At 61.1% G+C, this 21444-nt stretch carries 16 protein-coding genes; 1 reads left to right on the top strand and 15 read right to left on the bottom strand.

Annotation, left to right across the window (positions count from 1 at the left end; translation table 11 throughout):
• Positions 1 to 55: 55 nt before the first annotated feature.
• Both MTX21_RS35370 and MTX21_RS35365 read right to left on the bottom strand, forming a co-directional pair.
• Positions 56 to 925, bottom strand: coding sequence for a pirin family protein (locus MTX21_RS35370; RefSeq protein WP_280969088.1), 870 nt, complete (start codon positions 923 to 925; stop codon positions 56 to 58).
• 931 nt (positions 926 to 1856) lie between these two features.
• Positions 1857 to 2060, bottom strand: a complete 204-nt coding sequence (locus MTX21_RS35365; protein ID WP_280969087.1) for a hypothetical protein — start codon at positions 2058 to 2060, stop codon at positions 1857 to 1859.
• A gap of 836 nt (positions 2061 to 2896) precedes the next feature.
• Here MTX21_RS35365 and MTX21_RS35360 point away from each other — a divergent pair.
• Entirely contained in the window at positions 2897 to 3064 is a 168-nt protein-coding gene (locus MTX21_RS35360; protein WP_280969086.1) for a hypothetical protein, read from the top strand.
• 1241 nt (positions 3065 to 4305) lie between these two features.
• Here MTX21_RS35360 and scpA read toward each other — a convergent pair.
• From scpA to MTX21_RS35295, 13 genes are all read right to left on the bottom strand, one after another.
• Positions 4306 to 6459: a methylmalonyl-CoA mutase gene (gene scpA, locus MTX21_RS35355; RefSeq protein ID WP_280971338.1), complete on the bottom strand. Its 2154-nt coding sequence runs from the start codon at positions 6457 to 6459 to the stop codon at positions 4306 to 4308.
• Between the two features lie 23 nt (positions 6460 to 6482).
• Complete coding sequence (locus MTX21_RS35350; protein ID WP_122404163.1) at positions 6483 to 6947, bottom strand: GFA family protein; 465 nt, start codon at positions 6945 to 6947, stop codon at positions 6483 to 6485.
• Complete coding sequence (locus tag MTX21_RS35345) at positions 6944 to 8809, bottom strand: methylmalonyl-CoA mutase family protein (protein WP_280969084.1); 1866 nt, start codon at positions 8807 to 8809, stop codon at positions 6944 to 6946. Before MTX21_RS35345 ends, MTX21_RS35350 begins: the two co-directional genes overlap by 4 nt.
• Before the next feature lie 83 nt (positions 8810 to 8892).
• Positions 8893 to 10908 (bottom strand): acetyl/propionyl/methylcrotonyl-CoA carboxylase subunit alpha, encoded by a 2016-nt coding sequence (locus MTX21_RS35340; protein WP_280969083.1) that lies wholly within the window; start codon positions 10906 to 10908, stop codon positions 8893 to 8895.
• 8 nt (positions 10909 to 10916) lie between these two features.
• Entirely contained in the window at positions 10917 to 12449 is a 1533-nt protein-coding gene (locus MTX21_RS35335) for an acyl-CoA carboxylase subunit beta (protein ID WP_280969082.1), read from the bottom strand.
• A 445-nt stretch (positions 12450 to 12894) separates the two neighbouring features.
• On the bottom strand, positions 12895 to 13875 hold the full coding sequence (locus MTX21_RS35330) for a transporter (RefSeq protein ID WP_280969081.1): 981 nt from the start codon (positions 13873 to 13875) through the stop codon (positions 12895 to 12897).
• A gap of 434 nt (positions 13876 to 14309) precedes the next feature.
• A complete protein-coding gene (locus tag MTX21_RS35325; RefSeq protein WP_280969080.1) occupies positions 14310 to 14933 on the bottom strand; it encodes a hypothetical protein in 624 nt (207 codons plus the stop codon).
• Positions 14934 to 15129: 196 nt separating this feature from the next.
• Complete coding sequence (locus MTX21_RS35320) at positions 15130 to 16020, bottom strand: AraC family transcriptional regulator (protein ID WP_280969079.1); 891 nt, start codon at positions 16018 to 16020, stop codon at positions 15130 to 15132.
• A 402-nt stretch (positions 16021 to 16422) separates the two neighbouring features.
• A complete protein-coding gene (locus tag MTX21_RS35315) occupies positions 16423 to 17307 on the bottom strand; it encodes a pirin family protein (RefSeq protein WP_280969078.1) in 885 nt (294 codons plus the stop codon).
• 253 nt (positions 17308 to 17560) lie between these two features.
• Entirely contained in the window at positions 17561 to 18958 is a 1398-nt protein-coding gene (locus MTX21_RS35310; RefSeq protein WP_280969077.1) for an NAD(P)(+) transhydrogenase (Re/Si-specific) subunit beta, read from the bottom strand.
• A gap of 39 nt (positions 18959 to 18997) precedes the next feature.
• The gene (locus MTX21_RS35305) at positions 18998 to 19315 is read right to left on the bottom strand and encodes a proton-translocating transhydrogenase family protein (protein ID WP_024337650.1); all 318 of its coding nucleotides are present in this window, start codon (positions 19313 to 19315) and stop codon (positions 18998 to 19000) included.
• An 11-nt stretch (positions 19316 to 19326) separates the two neighbouring features.
• Entirely contained in the window at positions 19327 to 20454 is a 1128-nt protein-coding gene (locus MTX21_RS35300) for a Re/Si-specific NAD(P)(+) transhydrogenase subunit alpha (RefSeq protein ID WP_280969076.1), read from the bottom strand.
• 331 nt (positions 20455 to 20785) lie between these two features.
• On the bottom strand, positions 20786 to 21442 hold the full coding sequence (locus tag MTX21_RS35295; RefSeq protein ID WP_280969075.1) for a 3-oxoacid CoA-transferase subunit B: 657 nt from the start codon (positions 21440 to 21442) through the stop codon (positions 20786 to 20788).
• Between the last annotated feature and the right edge of the window lie 2 nt (positions 21443 to 21444).

The raw sequence follows: 21444 nt of genomic DNA, 5'->3' as shown, positions 1-21444 counted from the left end.
TGTACAGAACAATTTTGCCTCGCGATGAACCTTGGGGGCGGAGGCGGCCCGGCTCTCACGCCGCGGCCTTGCCGAAGCGACCACTATTAACGTCGTCAATAGCCTGACGGATTTCTGCCTCGGTATTCATAACGAACGGCCCATAACCAACGATCGGTTCGTTAATGGGTTCGCCGGTCAGAACAAGCAGCATCGTCTCGCCTTCGGTACGGATCGTGACGTCGCTGCCTTCACGGTCCAACAAGACCATCTCGGCCTCCGAGGCTTCCTGCGTGCCGTTGACATTGATATGTCCCGTCAGCATCACGATCATCGCGGTGTGGCCTTCGGGCAAGGCGAGCTTTAGGTCGGCATCACGCTTCAAATGCAGATCCCACAGATTGATGGGAGTGAACGTTTGCGCTGGTCCTTTCACGCCTAGAAACTGGCCCGCGATGACGCGCCCGTGACCTGCGCCATCGGGCAGCTCGACAACCGGAATGTCGGCATTCAGGATCGCCTGATAACCGCCCGGCACCATCTTATCTTTGGCAGGAAGATTGACCCAGAGTTGGACCATCCGGAATGGGCCGCCGGTCTTGGCATATCCAGGCGAGTGGTATTCCTCATGGAGGATACCGCTGGCCGCCGTCATCCATTGGACGTCACCTGGTCCGATGATTCCGCCGCTCCCGGTCGAGTCACGATGTTCGACTTCACCATCATAAACGACCGTAACGGTTTCGAATCCCCTGTGGGGGTGCTGACCAACGCCGCGGCGCCGCGTGGTCGGCTCAAAATGGTGTGGCCCGGCATAGTCGAGCGGCAGGAATGGACTGATATGTTGCCCGAGCGAGTCATAGGAAAAGAGCGAGCGAACCGGAAAGCCGTCGCCCACCCAGTGGCCGTGATTATTGCCATAGCGCCCGAGGATTTTCTTGTCCATCTCATCTCTCCTTTCTGATCGGACCTATGCCATACGAACTCCAAGGGCCTTTGGGTTGAAACGTGGGCCGACCTCACGATATTTTCAGCGCCGCCGCTCTCCTCTAATTCTTTTGTGCGGTCCAATAGCCTGAACATCGTTCCCGCCCCGCATAGCCTCTCCAACTTCCCCGGCCGTACGTTCCCACGAGCCTACCCGTGCCTGATGCGTGCTTGTCGTGGACGGTCACCGAAGCACGAACGGCTCCTGAACCCGACACGTAGCCTCTAAACTTCACGAGATTGGGATGCGTAACGATGCCGTTGTTTATATTGACGGTGAAGTTGTAAGTGGGATCGCATGCGCCTGCTTGCGTGACGAATACTAGATCCCAAGAGCCGTCATAGATCGATCGGGCTGACGCCGGCGGGACAGTGGCAATGCTCAGTCCGGCGGCAAGAACCGCCACACTTGAAAGTAACAATGGAGCCCGCACAGACGGCCTGTGGATTGCTCTGTTTGGTTGCTGCAAGTGATGTGCTCCCATCATGTGATACGTCGGTAGCGGCCGCTCGGTTTTGGTCCTTCTCGCCGAGCGCATCGATCCCAGGAAACCTTGGGTATGCTTCAGTCTAGAGTTCGGCATGCGATCAGCTTCTTGGCCCGTCTTTCTCGACCGCCTTGCGGAATTCGACATCTTCCCAGAATTGATGCTAATGCGGTCGACGGTCGGGATTTCCTTCAACGCCTTCTGTAACCGCGGGATGGGCGCTTGTTCAGGCCCGTCACTCACGTTCACTGTTGAATGAACGGTCGGCTGGCCATATGTGACCGCCGGCGCCGAACTAATTTCGATCGTCGTGGATCGCATCGGTGACGTAGGCGCTCTTCACAGCAATTTCGTCGATGATAACCACGAGTAGCACGTTGATTCATCTAGACCCCGGAAGGTTCAGCCACCAGAGAATTTTCGCTCGCAATGTTCGTCTGATCCGAACACCGCGTTTTGTTCTCCGGTGATCTCATTCGCTACAATTTCGTTTTGAAAGCTGGTGATGGCCGCCGACTTTTCCGCGATTGCAGCGCCATCGCGGTCTCGAGCGTCGAGAAGCGAGAGCCGGCGCATGATGACTGACATTAGCCTGAGAAGGAGCATCTACCGGTCGCCTTCGAAGCTCGAATCGCCTGCAAGACCTCAAACGAGGTGGACGGGAGGCGCACCCGCGGGGTATCGTCGGCGAGGACCTCCCTCCGAACCGAACCACGCCCCGGACCCTGCACTTGAACGTAGGGCCCGTTTCCGCCGACGAGAGCACGTGCAGTTTCAGGCCAGCTCGGAAGCGATCGATCAGGAACACAGGGCGTATCCGGAGGCCGGTTAACTGGATGATCGCCGTGGGTCCGAGCTCGATCAGCGTCCCGAGCGGCATCAGTTCGAGGTCCAAGTCGAGCCGTGGTGATGTCTCTCGCAGAGGTCTCCCGCTGCGACGGCGATCGCGGACCATTTTCCGCGACACTGTTGCACCGGCTGCTCCGATGGAGCTACGCTGCAGCCGGCAGGGTAATCCGATGGGTGGGCTGTTTTCGAGGGGAAGCTGTGCCCGACGTGCGGCAAGCCGATGACGGTGGTGCGCGACGTGGTCGAACATCTTGTCTGTCGCACCTGCGATGCCGACCCGCTGCAGGACCCTTCGGCTCGCAAATGGGCAGAGAGCCCGCTACGGGGGCCCCCCCCCCGCCAAATAGGACACTCCCCACAAGCCGACGTTCTGGATCATCGATCGAACAGAGATTCTTCCATTGCCGGCCTGCATGGCATTCCACTTCGTGAACGGCACGACCGGCAAGCTGCTCCGAGAGCGAAGCAGCCGCCAGGCCGATCGCGGTGAGCGCTCCGCCTGATCCAGTTTGTCCGCTCACGCCCACCCGGGGCTGGCAAGTTGCTCGGCGGCGGACCAAATCGTTTGTAGGTTCCAAACGCTGGGAGGTGCGATGTCGATGGTGGCAAAGCCGCTTGCGCGCAAGCGGGTTCTCATGGAGCGGCTAGAGAGGGATCCTGGACCGAACGAAAGTGAGGAAATCGAACGGCTGCTGGCGCAGATAGCGACCGCGCTCAGCCTGCTCGAGCCCGGCGATGCCGCCGCGCCGAACGAAGAATAGGTTGGAATGCAGATCGGCCCCGGCAGCCGTATTGTTGCCGGGGCCGATCGTGCGCTCAAACGGTCCAAATGCTGTGGTAGCTCAGCCAACCCGCAGTGCCGGGTTTCGTTCCTCGAACGTACCCGCGGGTCGCTCTCGGAGCCGACACCATGTCTGCGGTCGCAACTGTGGGCGGAGTGCCTAGGACTCCGGGTCTCCGCAACCGTAAGAGCACCGGCGCGAGCGCATGCCGCTTGGTACGAAGCCAACTCAACGCCTCCGAACGCGGTTCGCTTTGAGCCATCTCAACTTCGCGTGGTCGAGTAGGCGCGCCCTTCCGCAACGCATATTGCGCGTTTATTTCGTTTCCCTTGTCCGACTTTTCACGAACTGAACAAATCCGGTAAAAAAGGTCCGAAGACGTTCCGCATCGCATCATCGACTAGATTCCGTTGTGCATCGAACAGAACACGCGCGTTTGGTACCAGGAGCCGGCCGGCGAACCAGGGAGTCACGCAAAGCGTGCGCAGGAGCGGAGGCCAGCCATCCTGGGCAAGTACAGTTCCGAATCTTCCCGGCGAGGCCCTATCGGGGCGACGGGCTTTCCGCGGAAGGCATCTCGTAGGCTGGACATGAAGCCCCCGTCGAGCATTCTTGAGCAGGCTCGAAATATCGTTGTTGTATTCCGGGGGCGCTAACAGGAGCCCATCAGCTTGGGCGATCGCGTCTTTGAGCGGTTCAACAGATTCGGGAATCCAATCGCGCGCTTCAAGGTCGGCGTCATAGAGGGGGGATGTCGGCGATGGACGCGATGCCGAGGGTGCCCCCTGACGACATCGGTTCCGCCACCTGGCCTATCATCGCATCCCACTTGTTCACTGGAAACGCGTTTTGGGGCTCTCGAGGTGACCAGAGCCGCCCGCGAAGTCCCTCGGCGCGCACGTACTGGACCACTTCCGGCTATTCGAGTACGCGCTCGAGACGTCTTACCACTTTCGTGGACCGACTTTACCCTTCGTAGGGCTGGGTTCGACCTTTCTCAATTCATCGCGTTGAGCGCACAACTCCCTAATTCTAGTCTGTATCCTACCTATGAGCGCTTCCGTGGCGGCTACATCTAATCCCGCACATCGGAGGCGAGAGGTCTCCCTTCGGTGCCGTCCAAGCTGAAGGCGCATCTGACCTATCTCGTGACGAAGTCGATCGATGGTCGTCATGGTGGCCTTCGATTGCACTGCGTGTGCCTTAGATGGGCTCGACATCTATGCTGCCTCGCTATGGCCGAGCCGAGCATTCAGCTTGTGGATCAGCTCCTCGGCCGCGTCCGCGATCACCGTGCCGGGTGGGAAGATGGCCTCGGCGCCGGCCGCGTAGAGCGCATCGTAATCCTGCGGCGGCACTACCCCGCCGACGATGATCATGATGTCGTCGCGGCCCTGCTGCTTCAGCGCGGCCTTCAATTCCGGCACGGCGGTGAGGTGGGCAGCCGCGAGCGAGGAGACGCCGAGGATGTGGACGTCGTTCTCGACCGCCTGCCGTGCGGCCTCGTCGGCGGTGGCAAAGAGCGGTCCGATGTCGACGTCGAAACCGATATCGGCGAAGGCCGATGCAATCACCTTCTGGCCCCGGTCGTGCCCGTCCTGGCCAATCTTCGCGACCAGGATGCGTGGTCGGCGGCCCTCGGCTTCCTCGAACGCATCGATCAGCGCCTGAACCTTCTCGACCTGGTTGCCCATGCTGGACGCCTCCCGCTTGTAGACGCCGGTGATGGATTTGATCTCGGCGCGGTGTCGGCCGAACACCTTTTCCATCGCGTCGGAAATCTCGCCGACGGTCGCCTTCGCGCGAGCTGCGTCGATCGCGAGCCCGAGCAGATTGCCGTTGCCTTCGCTGGCCGACCGCGTCAGCGCAGCGAGCGCGGCATCGACGTCCTTCTGGTTGCGCTCGGCCCTCAGCCGCCTCAGCTTGTCGATCTGAAGGCGACGGACATTGGTGTTGTCGACCTTCAGGATCTCGATCGGGACCTCGTCGGTCGGCTTGTACTTGTTGACGCCGATCACCGCCTGCTTGCCGGCGTCGATCCGCGCCTGGGTCTTGGCCGAGGCCTCCTCGATGCGCAGCTTGGGCACGCCGGCCTCGATCGCCTTGGCCATGCCGCCGAGTTCCTCAATCTCCTGGATGTGGCCCCACGCCTTGGCCGCGAGGTCGCGCGTCAGACGCTCGACGTAATAGGAGCCGCCCCAGGGATCGATGATGCGGGTGGTGCCGCTCTCCTGCTGCAGGAACAGCTGGGTGTTGCGGGCGATGCGCGCCGAGAAATCGGTCGGCAAGGCCAGCGCTTCGTCGAGCGCGTTGGTGTGCAGCGACTGAGTGTGGCCTTGGGTGGCCGCCATCGCCTCCACTGTCGTGCGCATCACATTGTTGAAGACGTCCTGCGCGGTCAGCGACCAGCCCGAGGTCTGGCAATGGGTGCGCAGAGAAAGCGAGCGCGGGTCCTTCGGACCGAACGGCTTGAGCAGCTTGGCCCAGAGCAGCCGAGCGGCGCGCATCTTGGCGACTTCCATGAAGAAGTTCATGCCGATCGCCCAGAAGAACGACAGCCGCGGCGCGAAACGGTCGACGTCGAGGCCGGCGGCAAGGCCGGCGCGAAGATATTCGACACCGTCGGCAAGCGTATAGGCGAGCTCGAGATCCTGCGTCGCGCCGGCCTCCTGCATGTGATAGCCGGAGATCGAGATCGAATTGAATTTCGGCATCCGCTGCGATGTGAAGGCGAAGATGTCGGAGATGATCCGCATCGATGGCGAGGGTGGATAGATGTAGGTGTTGCGCACCATGAACTCTTTCAGAATGTCGTTCTGAATGGTGCCCGACAGTTTCTCCGGCGGCACGCCCTGTTCCTCGGCCGCCACCACGAACAGCGCGAGGATCGGCAGCACCGCGCCGTTCATGGTCATGGACACGCTCATCTGGTCGAGCGGGATGCCCGCGAACAGTGTGCGCATGTCGTAGATGGAATCGATGGCAACGCCGGCCATGCCGACGTCGCCGCCGACGCGCGGATGATCAGAGTCATAGCCGCGATGGGTGGCGAGATCGAAGGCGACCGAGAGGCCTTTCTGCCCCGCCGCGAGGTTGCGGCGGTAGAACGCGTTGGAATCCTCAGCCGTCGAGAAGCCGGCATATTGCCTGACGGTCCAGGGCTGGTTGACGTACATGGTCGGGTAGGGCCCGCGCAGGAACGGCGCGATGCCCGGATAGGTCTCGAGGAAATCGAGCCCGGCGAGATCCGCCTCGCCATAGACGGGCTTCACCAGAATGCCCTCGGGCGTCAGCCACGGCTCGGCGCTGCCGGCTGGCGCAGCGGGGGCGGTCCGGTCGAAGGCGACGTCGGCGAAATTGGGAATGCGGCTCATGGCTTCAATCATATCAAAAGCACTCAATCATGATCCGGATGCTGATAGCTGACGATGGTCGCCATCTTCTCCGGTCCGTAATTCTGCTGCGTGGTCTGGCTCGGCAGGTTGGCGATGCCGACCACCCAGCCGAGGCGGGATTCGGTGCCGAACTGCCGCGTCGGGATGACGCGGTCGGGGTGGTCGAAGGTACCGGTCATGATCTCGATCCGGTCGCCGTCGATGCGGCCAAAACTCAGTGGCGTGCCGCAGCCGGCGCAAAAGCCACGCTCGGCGATGGTGGAAGAGCGGAAGAATGAGGGCTGTCCCTTCGTCCAGGCAAAGTCCGTCTTGTTGATATCGGCAAAGGAGGCGAACGGCGCGCCGCTCGCCTTCTGGCACATCCGGCAATGGCAGATCGAAATCCTGGTCGGTGCCGTCATGACTGCAAAGCGCACGGCACCGCATTGGCAGCCGCCGGTGAGAACGGGTTTGCCGGTTTCAGTCATGGCTGCTCCATCCGTCGATAGGCGTCTTGCAGCGTCGCAAGCGCGTCGCCTCCGGCGAAGACAAAGCCCGTGACGCCGGCCGCGCGCAGCGCCGCCTCGCCATCGGTCGGGCGGCCTGCCAGATAGATATGGCGGCCGCCCACCGTTTGCAGCGCCCGGGCGGCCGGTTCCGCCTGACCGGCATAGACCTTGTCGCTGGAACAGAGGCAGGCCAGCGCAGCGCCGGAGGCCTTGAAGGCGGCCACCAGCTCGGCCGGATCGGCAAAGCCTTCGCTCTCGACGGCCTGGATGCCGCCGGCCTCGAAGAAGCTTTTCGCAAAGGTCGCGCGCGCCGTGAAATCGGCAGGCGTGCCGAGATTGGCTAGGAACACGCTGGGCCGCGTGCCGCGCGCCTTCAGCGCCGCATCGGATTTGTCGCGCAGCTCTTCGAACGGTTGCGCCAGCCGGATCGGCGCGAGGGCATCGAATTTGTATTTGGCCTCGCCACAAGGCGCGAGCGCGACGGGCGTCGTCTTCAGCACCGCCGTCTCGCTCTCATTCAGGTTCGGAAACTCGCTGGCGCCGGTCAGGACTTCGCGTCGCTTGGCGATGTTGGCCGCGCGCGCATTTCGCGTCGCCGCGACCTTCCCCTGGAACAGTCCCTGCTGAAGTGCTGCGAAGGCGCCACCGGCCTTCTCGCTCTCCTGGAACAGCGCCCAGGCTGCGTCGCAGAGCTGCGCCGTCAGCGTCTCGATGCCGCCGGCGCCGGCGGCGGGATCGCTGACCTTGGCGAGGTTGCTCTCTTCCAGCAGCAAAAGCTGCGTGTTGCGCGCCACGCGCCGCGCGAACGGATCGGGTAGCCCGAGCGCCAGCGTATGCGGTAGTACGGTGATCGCGTTGGCGCCGGCGACGCCTGCGGCAAATGTCGCGATGGTCGCGCGCAGCATGTTCACGTAAGGGTCGCGCTGCGTCAGCATCCGCCAGGCAGTCTCGGCGGCGATAAACAGCGGCTTCGGCGTTAGGCCGCAGGCCTGCTCAATGCGCGCCCAGAGCAGTCGCAGGGCGCGGAATTTTGCCATCGTCAGGAACTGGTCGGCATCTGCGGCAAGCCGCGCATAGATGCCGCCTTGCGCCTGCTCCAGTGGAATGCGGGCGGCCTCCATAGCGTGCAAATATGCGACGCTGGAGGCAAGCACGAAGGCGAGCTCCTGCACTTCCGATCCGCCGGAATTGTGGATTACCCGCCCATCGCTTGAGGCGAAGGGCCCCCTGAAGCCGAGCGCTACAAGCCCGTTGACCACGCTGGTCACGGACCGTGCAATTTCGTCCCAAGTATATGAGCTTTGGCCCTGGACTGCGCACGCGCCTAAGGGATCGAGCCCGAAGCGGATGTCGCAGGCCCCGGGATCGAGACCAACTGCATCTACATACTCGGCAACGTGAATTGCGGCCTTGCGCGAGTGCTTGCCAACCTGAAGTTCGATGCCGATGCCAGCATCCAGGTGAACGTCCTTCAATGCTCGTGCGACCACGCTGGCCGTTTGATCCAGACCGAAGCCGTGGCTGCCATTGCCTCCCGCGAAAACGAGCGATAGGCCTGTCGCCCCATTCTTCAGATCCTGAAGTGCCTGCGCATTGGCCATCGCCGGGTCCGGGTGGTCGATCCGTTGCACGATCTGCCAAGGCGCCGCGGCCGGGCGCCCTACCAGCGGTACGAAATCCTGAGCCCGCTCGTACAAGGGATCCATCGCGAGCCCATCGTAGGTCTTATTGATCAGCCTCTCGAACGGCGCTCCTTTCAGCACCTCGTTGACCAGCTTGCGCCAGTCGTCATACTGCGATTGCCGAAACTCAGCCGCCAGCGACAGATCAGACGAACTCATCTCAGCCCTCACTAATACGATCCGAAACCTGACAGTCGTCAGCAACCCGATGATTAGGTAGACACGGCGGCTCTGGTGGCACTCTAAGCAAACTCCAAGATCAGCGCGTCCACGGCGAGCGTCGCGCCGACGATGGCGTGGATCTTCTTCACGGTGCCGTCCTGCTCGGCGCGCAGCACGTTCTGCATCTTCATGGCTTCGACGACCGCGAGCGTCTCGCCGGCCTTGACCTCCTGCCCTTCGCTCACCGCGATCGAGACGATCAGGCCGGGCATCGGGCAGAGCAATTTCTTGCCGCTATCGGACGCCGTCGTTACCGGCATCAGCCGCGCGGAAGCCGCCTCAGATTCGGTCCAGACATAGACCGGCACGTCGACGCCCTGATGCGCAAGACGGACGCCGTTGGCAATCGGGCGCACCTGCACCGCAATGAGGTGGTCGTCGACTGTGCCCTGCCAGACCGGATCGCCCGGCTTCCACGGCGACTGCAACAGCTGCGGGTTGCCGACCTTGCCCTCGGCGTCAACGAAGCGGATCGCGATTGCATCGCCCTCGCGGCCGACCTCGAGCGAGATCTCCTGGCGGTCGAGCCACACCGCGCGGCGGCGCTCGCGCTGCACGACGCGCCCACCCATTTGGCCCGAGATCTGCCGCTTGCGCTCCCCGAGCACGTGATCGATGGCAGCGCCAACCGTGGCGATCCGCCGCGCGACCTCGCCCTCGGGCACGCGCACGGCAAAGCCCTTGGGGAATTCCTCGGCGATGAAGCCGGTCGACAGCCGGCCCTCGCGCCAGCGCGGATGATGCATCAAGGCCGACAGGAACGGGATGTTGTGACGGATGCCGTCGATATAGAACGCGTCGAGTGCGGTCGCCTGCGCTTCGATCGCGGCCGCGCGCGAGGGCGCATGCGTGACGAGCTTTGCGATCATCGGATCGTAGTGGATCGAGATCTCGCCGCCCTCCTGCACGCCGGTATCGTTGCGGACCGTGATGCCGTCCTTGCTGGCTTCCGCCGGCGGGCGGTACTTCACAAGCCGTCCGATCGAAGGCAGGAAATTGCGGAACGGGTCTTCGGCATAGAGGCGCGATTCCACAGCCCAGCCGGTGAGCGTGACGTCCTTCTGCGCGATGGCGAGCTTCTCGCCGGCGGCGACGCGGATCATCTGCTCGACGAGATCGGTGCCGGTGACGAGCTCGGTGACGGGATGCTCGACCTGGAGGCGCGTGTTCATCTCCAGGAAGTAGAAGCTCTTGTCCTGGCCGGCGACGAACTCGACGGTGCCAGCGGAATCGTAGTGCACGGCTTTCGCCAGCGCGACGGCCTGCTCGCCCATCTTGCGACGGGTGGCTTCATCGAGCAGCGGCGACGGCGCCTCCTCGATGACCTTCTGGTTGCGGCGCTGGATCGAGCATTCGCGCTCGCCGAGATGGATCACGTTGCCATGCTTGTCGCCCAGCACCTGGATCTCGATGTGGCGGGGATCGACGATGAATTTTTCGACGAAAACGCGATCGTCGCCGAACGAGGCCTTGGCCTCGGCCTTGGCCAGGTTGAAGCCCTCGGCGACCTCGGCCTTCGAATGCGCGATGCGCATGCCTTTGCCGCCGCCGCCGGCGGAGGCCTTGATCATCACGGGATAGCCGATCTCGTCGGCGATCCTGACCGCATGCTTGTCGTCCTCGATGACGCCGAGATAGCCGGGCACGGTCGAGACCTTGGCCTTCGCCGCGGCCTTCTTGGACTCGATCTTGTCGCCCATCGCAGCGATCGCGCCGGGGTTCGGACCGATGAAGACGATGCCGGCCGCCTCCAGCGCGCGCGGAAACGCCTCGCGCTCGGACAGGAAGCCGTAGCCGGGATGGACCGCTTCGGCGCCGGTCTTGCGGCAGGCCTCGACGATCTTCTCGATCACCAGGTAGCTCTCGGCCGCAGCCGGCGGGCCGATCAGCACCGCCTCATCGGCCATCTCGACATGGAGGGCATCGCGGTCGGCCTCGGAATAGACCGCAACCGTCTGAATTCCCATCTTGCGGGCGGTCTTGATGACCCGGCAGGCGATTTCGCCGCGGTTGGCGATCAGAATCTTCTTAAGCACTGTTATTCTCACAAGGGCAAATTGTCGTGCTTCTTGACCGGGGCCTCCACCCTCTTGTCCTTCAGCATCGCCAGCGCCCGCGCGATCCGCTTCCGCGTCGAATGCGGCATGATGACGTCGTCGATATAGCCGCGCTCGGCGGCGATGAAGGGCGACAGGAACCGGTCTTCGTATTCCTCGGTGCGGGCGGCGATCTTCTCGGGATCGCCGAGGTCGGAGCGGAAGATGATCTCGACCGCGCCCTTGGCGCCCATCACCGCGATCTGGGCGGTCGGCCAGGCGTAGTTCATGTCGGCGCCGATCTCCTTGGAGGCCATGACGTCGAAGGCGCCGCCATAGGCCTTGCGGGTAATGATGGTGACCAGCGGCACGGTGCACTGCGAGTACGCGAACAAGAGCTTGGCGCCGTGCTTGATCAGGCCGCCATATTCCTGCGCGGTCCCTGGCAGGAAGCCCGGCACGTCGACGAAGGTGACGATCGGGATGTTGAAGGCGTCGCAGAAGCGGACGAAGCGCGCCGCTTTGCGCGAGGCGTCGCTGTCGAGCACGCCGGCGAGCACCATCGGCTGGTTGGCGACGAAGCCGACCGTGCGCCCCGCAATGCGGCCAAACCCGGTGACGATGTTCTTGGCGAAGGCTTCCGCGATCTCGAAGAAGTCACCCTCGTCCACGACCTTGAGGATTAGCTCCTTCATGTCATAGGGCTTGTTCGGATTGTCGGGGATCAGCGTGTCGAGCGACATGTCGACCCGCTCGATGTCATCGAAGCTCGGCCATTCCGGCACGCCGTCAGTGTTGTTGGAGGGCAGGAAGTCGATCAGGCGCCGCATCTGCAAGAGCGTCTCGACGTCGCTCTCGAAGGCACCGTCCGCGATCGAGGAGCGCGTTGCGTGCACCGAGGCGCCGCCGAGTTCCTCGGCGGTGACGACCTCATTGGTCACGGTCTTCACGACATCGGGGCCGGTGACGAACATGTAAGAGGTGTTCTTCACCATGAAGATGAAGTCGGTCATCGCCGGCGAATAGACGTCGCCGCCGGCGCAGGGGCCCATGATGACGGAGATCTGCGGAATCACGCCTGAGGCGAGCACGTTGCGGCGGAACACATAGGAATAGCCGGCGAGCGCGGCGACGCCCTCCTGGATGCGGGCACCGCCGGCGTCGTAAAGGCCGATGATGGGCGCCCGCGCCTTCATCGCCATGTCCTGAAGCTTGGTGATCTTCAACGCGTGGGTCTCGGACAGCGAGCCGCCGAACACCGTGAAGTCCTTGGCGAACACAAAGGTCTTGCGGCCATTGACGGTGCCCCAGCCGGTGACGACGCCGTCGCCGGGCACCTTGGTCTTCTCCATGCCGAACTCGGTGGAACGGTGCTCGACGAACATGTCGAACTCCTCGAACGATCCCTTGTCGAGCAGAAGCTCGATGCGCTCGCGCGCGGTCAGCTTGCCACGGGCGTGCTGCGCCTCGATGCGCTTCTCCCCGCCGCCGAGCTTTGCGCCGGCACGACGTTCTTCAAGCTGGGCAATGACTTCAAGCATTCGATTGCGCCTTCCAATATCTGGTCTCAGGCGAGCAATTCTGAGCTCGCTGTCAATTTGAGGCACCGAGCGGGGCGACGGATACAACCGCCTTCGAGACCGACAGCACCCAGCTCCTCATGCCATCCCAGTCTGATCAGTACTCGAGGTGATCCGCAATTTGCGAATCGTTCAGAAAACATCAAGGCGCAGTGCAGCGCACCTGTTTCAGCGAACCAGAGATGTTTGGACGATGCAATAGACGAAGCGCCACTGCGGTCCTCAGCGAAATTTGTGCACACGGATAATGCCATCTTCAACGCGCTCACAGCGACGATCCTTAATGCAAAGGCCGGGCTAGACTGGCCTGAGCGGTACCCTACGCATGATGCCTGCGTACGTCGTGCGGCGAGAGCTCGCGCACCAAAAAAACGAGGCGCCTGTAGCGCCTCAGTTGGGAGGTGTCCTATTTGCTGAAGTGAGGCCTCTTGGGTGCCGCCGTCCCTTCATCGGGAGCCCATAGCCGATAGCTCAGGCTCGCGAAAACACTCCACCCCTTTGTTATCGTAGCCGTGTCGGCAACGGCAATTCCTCCCCTTGCGCGGGAGGAGAACTCGTCGAGGGCCCAAACGTTGAGCGTAGCAGGTCCGAAGTTGTAACCTACCAGAGCGCCTGCCGCCCAAATGTCGTAGCGATTGACATTAATTGCGCCACCGTAGAACGAGCTGGATTGGTCGTTTGTGATTTGGCCCGCGTAGTAGCCGACAGGGCCCAAAGTCCAGTTTCCGATAGTCTTCGTCGCAGTAAACTCTGCATGCAGGACATCGCCGCTCTTGTATTTCGTGAGGCTGCTTCGTGTATTTACCTCTTGAAAAATATTTGCCGTCAGGTTCCATCCATCTTTCAGATAAGAAACAACGAATTCTGGCTGAAAGGTCCACCACGGATTTCCTACGCTATCCAGTCCATTCACACCTTTGGTAGTGCCATCCGGCACATAGATGCCTAGTCCCGCTTTGACGAAGAATCCGCTATCGCCTAACTTCCAGCTCAATTCCGCGGGAACGATATACGTGTTGTGCATGCCGGCCTGCTGGATGTTCACCGGCGAGCCGACGTCGGCCATGATAAATGGCTGCACGATAACGGCGTCGTAGGTGCCGCCCAAGAACGTCCAGCCAGGCACCCAAAGAAAACCTGACGCTTCAACGGCGGCGTGAACCGGAGTGGCCCTCCCTCCCAAGTCGGGAGCGCCCGGCCCCACGATGTTCGATTGATACGTGAAAACTTGATTGAACATATAGAGGCCAGGCGGGGGCGCCGACGCCGCGTTGCCGAGCACTACACCTGGCTTTTGTGCCCAACCTGGATAGCCAAATTCGTACGCATGAGCCGACGACAGCGTTGAAATGAGCGCAGCTGCGGCAACACCAGCTGAGATTTTCATGACGTCCCCTTTGCGTCGCAAGAAAAACGTGGCCGTCCCAGGGCCCCAGCACGAGATCGTCCAGAACAGTTGGAGTTTTTGGATCGATCCGACGACGAGAATTATCGCCACGCAGTCCGCGTCGTTTCAACACTAGAATCACACAATTACTCTATTTCACTTGATATGAGCTCGTTGAACCACAGTAATACGATAACTTGCATCTGAAATACTAGAATCTGTATTTCATATCTATAGTAATGCGGGCATCTCCGCCTTCGCAGCGGCGCTGCTTTATGAACCACCGTCGTTGGACCACAAAAGAAGGTTGCACCGGCCTGAGTCTCGGTCCGACAGTGTGCAGGTCAGATTGGGGAAGCAGGCTTTAGATTGATGAGGCAATCTTGGTGAGGCCGAAAACAAGATCTTAGCGATCGATCTGGCCTTTCGGTATTTCAAGCCAATTTCAGCGTGCACCTCGAGCCCTGAGTACTTCGATCCCCTGCCGTGATAGCGCGCGCATAGGCGAAAGCGTTTCGGCACAGCATGTCGGCCGCTATGTCGTCGTCGCCGATCAGACCCTGGTCCTCGCTGACCGTCTTTTCACAAAACCATCCGGCCAGGCGCAAGCGATGGTGCAATTGAGCGATCTCGCCGGCCGAAGCCATGAGCTCCACTCTGAGGTCGCGGTAGTGCGCAATGGTAGTATCCTCTTTGAGGACGATTGCCGCATGGCGATGCGTCTGCTGACTGAAGGCGAATTGAGCATCAATCTGGATAAAGCCGCGAGGCCGCGACCTCCAGCACAGCGCAACTGGCCGTCGGACTAAGCGTGTCTTGATGACTCTCTGGTAAGGCAAAGCTCCGTCGACTCTAGCCTCGGCAAAGCCACGAGCGAAGAATGTTGCTTGCAACCTCGATTTCGAGGCGATCCCCGCAGATATCGACAAGCGGGTGTGCAGGACGCCTCCAAGCTCTCGAGCGCGAGATCGGGCGGCTTTCGGTTTTCTGGCTGCAGAGGACCGCTGGTGCAGGTCGAGCGTGAGCGTAAGAACTACGCAAAATATCATGAGTTCCAAGAAGAACTCTCTCGGACGAATCTTCGCGCATGGAAAGCTGTGCAAGACTGCTACGATTCACCCAGTCAGACTCTTAGTCGAAGGCCGCTCAAACGCTCATGGCGCTCTCTGTTATTCGGAGGTGCTCTCTTTGTTATGAAAGGACCGCCGAGCGACAGTCGCCCTGAGCGACGAGTTCTGCACGAGATTCGAAGTCCTATCGGATCCGCCGAAATCGGGCCGGGGTCACGCCCGTGAAGCGACGGAAAATTCGCGTCAGGTGCTCCTGGTGCGTGAAGCCGCAGGCGAATGCAATATCCGCTATGCTTTTCGTATCATCAGCGAGCAGCATCTTGGCATGCTCGACCCTCAGGTTGAGTACATATTGATAAGGCGACATGCCTGTCGTCGCCTTGAACAAGCGTATGAAGTATACCCTGCTGCGACCGCAGAGCGAGGCGAGCGTCTCCAGTCGGATGTCGGCGTCAAGATTAGCTTCGACGAACTCGCGTATACGCTGCATCTGGCGAAAAGTGAGTCGATGGTGCGACGTCTTTCCGACTTCAGGCGTAGAATTATTGTAGTTGATGGCAATTAGCCGCTTAGCGATCGCGTTCGCAATCGGCTCGATGAATAACTGCGATGCGGGCAATCGACCTGTGATAGTGTCGCCGATCGCGGTGGCGAGATGCTGAAGCACGGCATCCGGCTCACCCAAGAGCGGAGCTACGCCGCATATCAGGTTTTGTGCTGTCTCGGGATGGCAGAAGAGATCCGAACGTAGGTAGATGTGCGTCGAATCCAGTGGCCCAATCAGGTTGGCGTCGCACTCGTAGTCCCCCGGCAAGAAAAAGACTCCTCCCGGGTGAACCTGGCGCGCGAAGGTTTTGCCTCCGATTGTATAAGTGATGTCGACTGGGCCGTCGCGATGCAGAACCATGAGGCCATGGGGAATGGGACGCAGCTTTCCCTCGTAAGGCCGCTCGCGTTGTACCGAGGCAAACGCGGAAGACCAGTTAAGCCCTTCGCTTGAGCCGCGAATGTCAGCCTTGAACTGCTGCAGGATACCGTGCGTGTCCTCGATTCCAAATACCGGTTTCGATGCCATGACTGTCCCGAAGGCAGACCGTTGATCGGGGCCAAGTCAAAGCGAATGGCGATGGAAAGACAAGTGCTTCTGTAAATCCATTGCCGCTGCGATGCAGCAAGTTTGCAGGCGAAACTGCTTGGTGCATCCTATGTAGCCCCCCAAAGGTAGGTCCCGTTGTAGGAGGACTCAGAACAACCAAAGAGATGCACAAAGTAATTTCCTGCGGATTTTCGTATAGTTATCTGACGCGACAACAGGGCGAGCACCGTGTAACGGCAGAACCAGATCGAATTACGATTTGGCCGCGCCACGAAAATGGTTCGACAACGCCGAACACCGAGTTCGCAAAGCGTGGCCTGCCAGCTCGAATGCTACCTCCAATCTCTTCCCCAAGGCCGAATCCTGTCCGGAGCACCGCCTTTAAAGAGGCGACGCATTGGCAGGCCCGCCGAAACGCCCTGATCTTAGGTCTTCGAAAGCCTCCTGGATTTCGGCCTCGGTGTTCATAATGACCGGTCCGTATCCGGCGATCGGCTCGTCAATCGGTTCTCCTGTAAGTACGAGGACCACCGCATCGCTCTCTGCATGTAGAGCGACGCCCGCTCCATCCTTCGAAAGAAGCACCATTTCGGCTTCGCTGGCTGCCCGAGAGCCTGCTAACTTGATGCGACCGGAGACCACGATGACAGCGCTGTTGTGTTTGTCGGGAACATCCAAGGTCACCGAAGCGTCCGCGTTCAATCGAACATCCCATACGTTGATGGAGGTGAAAGTCTTGGCCGGGCCCCTCCTTCCGCCGAACACTCCGGCAATGACCCGCACTTTTCCATCGCTTCCAAGCAGCTCGACTTCAGGGATCTCGGCCGACACGATCGATTGGTACGCCGGACGCGCTCGCTTATCTTTTGCTGGCAAGTTGATCCAGAGCTGGATCATTCGAAAGGGGCCACCCGTCTTCGTGAATTGGGGCGAGTGAAACTCATCATGGATGATGCCGCGGCCGGCGGTCGTCCACTCGACGTCTCCCGGACCGATGATGCCATAGTTGCCCATCGAGTCTCGATGTGCGACCCCACCGTCGTAAACGATCGTGACCGTTTCGAAGCCTCGATGCGGGTGGGGGCCAATACCGCGCGGGACCGTCCTAGGTTCGAAGTGGTGCGGACCGGCGTATTGGAGGAGCAGGAATGGTGTGATTTGCGTGCCGAGATTCTGATTTTGATAATACAGAAATGAGCGTACGGGAAAACCATCGCCTAGCCAATATGGCTTTGGATTGCTGTAGACTCCAAGAACTCTTTTCATCGAGCCAGTCTCCTGTTGCAGAAAAGCTTAGAAGCCTGCACGGCAAGACCGCGGCACGAATTCTGAAGATTGCAGCTGCAGATGCAGAAGTATTCTCCAGTTCTTCACCGGAGTCGGGGGGACGCGACTCAACGTCGTCTGCGCAAACACTTGGCAGGCAGAAACCGGTAGTAGGCATTCGCATTCTAGAAGAGACAGTTGGCGCTTGGTCACTCATCTTTGGTCCAAGCGCGACAAAGGCCGGTCGGTCGGACTACATCGCCTTGACGATGTTCTCGGTGACCTTCTTGGCGTCGCCGAGCAGCATCATGGTGTTGTCACGGTAGAACAGCGGATTGTCGATGCCGGCGTAGCCGGAGGCCAGCGAGCGCTTGATGAACATCACCGTGCCGGCCTTCCAGACCTGGAGCACCGGCATGCCGTAGATCGGTGAGGTCTTGTCCTCTTCGGCCGCCGGGTTGGTGACGTCGTTGGCACCGATCGCGAAGGCGATATCGGCCTGCGCGAATTCGGAGTTGATGTCTTCGAGCTCGAATACCTCATCATAGGGGACGTTGGCTTCGGCCAGCAGCACGTTCATGTGGCCCGGCATGCGACCCGCGACCGGGTGAATGGCGTACTTCACCTCGACGCCTTCCTTCTTCAGGATGTCGGCCATCTCGTGCAGCGCGTGCTGGGCCTGCGCCACCGCCATGCCGTAGCCGGGCACGATGATGACCTTGGAGGCGTTCTTCATGATGAAGGCGGCATCGTCGGCCGAGCCGAGCTTGGCGGGCTTCTGCTCGCCCGTACCGCCGCCGGCCGCGGCGGTCTCGCCGCCGAAGCCGCCGAGAATGACCGAGATGAAGGACCGGTTCATCGCGTGGCACATGATGTAGGACAGGATCGCGCCCGAGGAGCCGACCAGCGCGCCGGTGATGATCAGCGCGGAGTTGCCGAGCGTGAAGCCGATGCCGGCCGCGGCCCAGCCGGAGTAGGAGTTCAGCATCGAGATCACGACCGGCATGTCGGCGCCGCCGATCGGGATGATCATGAGCACGCCGAGGGCCAGCGCCAGGATGGTGATCATCCAGAAGTCAAATGCACTTCCGGACAGCACCAGGCCGATGATGAAGAACACCAGCGCCACCGCGAGCGCGATGTTGATAATGTGGCGGGCCGGCAGGATGATCGGAGCGCCGCTCATCCTTGCCGACAGCTTGAGGAATGCGATCACCGAGCCGGTGAAGGTCAGCGCGCCGATGGCGACGCCGAGCGACATTTCGACGAGGCTCTGGGTGTGGATATTGCCGGGCGTACCGATATCGAAAGCCTCGGGCGCATAGAACGCGCCGGCGGCGACCAGCACCGCGGCCATGCCGACCAGCGAGTGGAAGGCGGCGACCAGCTCCGGCATCGAGGTCATCGGAACACGGCGGGCGACGACCGCGCCAATCGCGCCGCCGATGGCGATACCGACGATGACGAGCACCCAGGCGAGGCCGTCCGCCGGCGGATGGCTGGCAAGCGTGGTGGCGACCGCGATCGCCATGCCGATCATGCCGAACAGATTGCCCTGGCGCGACGATGCCGGGCTCGACAGCCCGCGTAGCGACAGGATGAACAGCACCCCCGCCACGAGATACAAGAATGCAGAGAGATTGGCGCTCATCTCAGGTCCCCATTGATCCCTTCAGCCCGAGGTGGCCGCTTACTTCGACTTCTTCTTGTACATCGCCAGCATGCGCTGGGTGACAAGGAAGCCGCCAAAAATGTTCACGCAGGCGAAGATGAGCGCAACGAAGCCGAAGCCGCGCGCCCAGCCCGAGCCGCTCGAAACCATGCCGACGCCGACCGCGAGCAGCGCGCCGACCACGATCACCGAGGAGATCGCGTTGGTGACGCTCATCAGCGGCGTGTGCAGCGCCGGCGTCACCGACCAGACCACGAAATAGCCGACGAAAACGGCGAGGACGAAGATCGACAGCCGGAAGATGAAGGGGTCGACGACCTGTGCAGCATGCTCCATGACGGGTCTCCTTAAACCTTCGGCTGGAAGTTCGGGTGGATCACGGCGCCGTCCTTGGTGAGGGCGCTGGCCTTGACGAGCTCGTCGTCCCAGTTCACGGCGAGCTTCTTCTCCTTCTTGTCGATCATGGTCTCGATGAAGGAGAACAGATTGCGGGCATAGAGGCTGGAGGCCGAGGCCGCGACGCGGCCGGCGACGTTAGTGTAGCCGACGATCTTGATGCCATCGAGGTCGACGACCTCGCCGGCCTTGGCGCCCTCGACATTGCCGCCGCGCTCGACAGCAAGATCGACCAGCACCGAACCCGGCCTCATCGATTTGACCATGTCGGCGCTGACGAGCTTCGGCGCCGGCCGGCCTGGAATCAGCGCGGTGGTGATCACGATGTCCTGCTTCTTGATGTGCTCGGCGGTGAGCGCGGCCTGCTTGGCCTGATACTCTTTCGACATTTCCTTGGCGTAGCCGCCGGCGGTCTGCGCGTTCCTGAACTCCTCGTCCTCGACGGCGAGGAATTTTGCACCGAGCGATTCCACCTGCTCCTTGGTCGCGGGCCGGACGTCGGTTGCGGTGACCACCGCGCCGAGGCGGCGCGCGGTCGCGATCGCCTGGAGGCCGGCGACGCCGACGCCCATCACAAACACCTTCGCGGCGGGAACCGTGCCCGCCGCGGTCATCATCATCGGGAAGGCGCGGCCGAACGCCTCGGCGCCCTCGATCACGGCGCGGTAGCCCGCAAGGTTGGCCTGCGAGGACAGCACGTCCATCACCTGCGCGCGGGTGATGCGCGGCATCAATTCCATCGCGAAGGCAGCAACGCCGGCATCGGCCATAGCCCTCAGCGCAGCCTCGTTGCCATAGGGATCCATGATGGCGATGACGAGCGCGCCGCGCTTGTACTGCGAAAGCTCGGACGCCTCCGGGCGCTTCACCTTGATGATGATATCCGCGTCCTTGAGCGCATCGGCCCTGACGGTGGCACCGGCGGCGGTGAACTCGGAATCCGGCAGGCCGGACTTCATGCCGGCGCCAGGCTCAATCGCGACTTCGGCGCCCAACGCTTTGAACTTCTTGACCGTATCAGGCGAAGCGGCAACCCGCGGCTCCGACGGATCGATTTCTTTGGCAATCGCAATCTTCATAACTGAGCCATTCATGGTTTTCACAAAACTCGACGTCTACTCCGGGAATTGCTGTCGCGATATCGACCCCAATCCTTGTGAGCGACTGATACGAAATACCCGAGCGATGTACACAGATGCGCGTCCGCAGTTCCTGATCGACTTACGCATCTCTTTGGCCTGATAATGCTCATGCTGCTGGGGCGGCTAGACAAGCGATGATCTTGTTCGGGATTGTCGGACGGATCGAGTGCGGCGGGAATTTTCAAGATTGGCTTTCGGGGCGTTGCCTTTCGGCAACCTACCGAACCACGTGCGGAGCGAGGTAGACACTGAGACACTCTTACGCCACTTATCCAAGCGCGGAGCGAAAGCTCGCTCCGGTTTTGGCGGTGATCTCCTCGAGCATCACCCCGGGAGCGAGTTCAACAAGGGCCATCCCTCCGTTCTTTTTATCAATCGAAAAGACGCCAAGATCCGTGATGACCATGTCGACCACGCTCTTTCCAGTCAGCGGCAGACTGCAGACTTTCAAGAGCTTAGGATCCAGCGCGCCATCTTTGGCCTTCGCCACGTGCTCCATGACGACGACGACCTTTTTGACGCCGGCGACGAGGTCCATAGCCCCACCCATTCCTTTGACCATTTTGCCGGGAATCATCCAGTTCGCTAGGTCGCCGTTCTCTGAAACCTGCATGGCACCGAGGATAGAGAGATCGACATGACCGCCACGAATCATCGCAAAACTGTCAGCACTCGAGAAATAACTCGTCGTCGGCAATTCCGTAATCGTCTGCTTGCCGGCGTTGATGAGATCGGCGTCTTCTTCCCCTGTATACGGAAACGGTCCCATACCGAGCATACCATTCTCGCTCTGAAGCTGAACGCTAAGCCCCGCGGGAATGTAATTCGCCACCAGGGTCGGAATGCCGATACCGAGATTCACATAGAATCCGTCGCCGAGTTCTTTGGCAGCCCGCGCGGCCATTTGTTCGCGGTTCCAGGGCATGA

Source organism: Bradyrhizobium sp. ISRA430 (assembly GCF_029909975.1).
Lineage (GTDB): Bacteria > Pseudomonadota > Alphaproteobacteria > Rhizobiales > Xanthobacteraceae > Bradyrhizobium.
This window is presented reverse-complemented; position numbering and strand designations above follow the sequence as displayed.

Excerpts from the sequence above, each read along its gene's own strand:
- MTX21_RS35370 (WP_280969088.1), bottom strand. The coding sequence starts at position 925 with ATGGACAAGAAAATCCTCGGGCGCTATGGCAATAATCACGGCCACTGG.
- MTX21_RS35365 (WP_280969087.1), bottom strand. The coding sequence starts at position 2,060 with ATGCTCCTTCTCAGGCTAATGTCAGTCATCATGCGCCGGCTCTCGCTT.
- MTX21_RS35360 (WP_280969086.1), top strand. The coding sequence starts at position 2,897 with ATGTCGATGGTGGCAAAGCCGCTTGCGCGCAAGCGGGTTCTCATGGAG.
- scpA (WP_280971338.1), bottom strand. The coding sequence starts at position 6,459 with ATGAGCCGCATTCCCAATTTCGCCGACGTCGCCTTCGACCGGACCGCC.
- MTX21_RS35350 (WP_122404163.1), bottom strand. The coding sequence starts at position 6,947 with ATGACTGAAACCGGCAAACCCGTTCTCACCGGCGGCTGCCAATGCGGT.
- MTX21_RS35345 (WP_280969084.1), bottom strand. The coding sequence starts at position 8,809 with ATGAGTTCGTCTGATCTGTCGCTGGCGGCTGAGTTTCGGCAATCGCAG.
- MTX21_RS35335 (WP_280969082.1), bottom strand. The coding sequence starts at position 12,449 with ATGCTTGAAGTCATTGCCCAGCTTGAAGAACGTCGTGCCGGCGCAAAG.
- MTX21_RS35330 (WP_280969081.1), bottom strand. The coding sequence starts at position 13,875 with ATGAAAATCTCAGCTGGTGTTGCCGCAGCTGCGCTCATTTCAACGCTG.
- MTX21_RS35320 (WP_280969079.1), bottom strand. The coding sequence starts at position 16,020 with ATGGCATCGAAACCGGTATTTGGAATCGAGGACACGCACGGTATCCTG.
- MTX21_RS35315 (WP_280969078.1), bottom strand. The coding sequence starts at position 17,307 with ATGAAAAGAGTTCTTGGAGTCTACAGCAATCCAAAGCCATATTGGCTA.
- MTX21_RS35310 (WP_280969077.1), bottom strand. The coding sequence starts at position 18,958 with ATGAGCGCCAATCTCTCTGCATTCTTGTATCTCGTGGCGGGGGTGCTG.
- MTX21_RS35305 (WP_024337650.1), bottom strand. The coding sequence starts at position 19,315 with ATGGAGCATGCTGCACAGGTCGTCGACCCCTTCATCTTCCGGCTGTCG.
- MTX21_RS35300 (WP_280969076.1), bottom strand. The coding sequence starts at position 20,454 with ATGAAGATTGCGATTGCCAAAGAAATCGATCCGTCGGAGCCGCGGGTT.
- MTX21_RS35295 (WP_280969075.1), bottom strand. The coding sequence starts at position 21,442 with ATGCCCTGGAACCGCGAACAAATGGCCGCGCGGGCTGCCAAAGAACTC.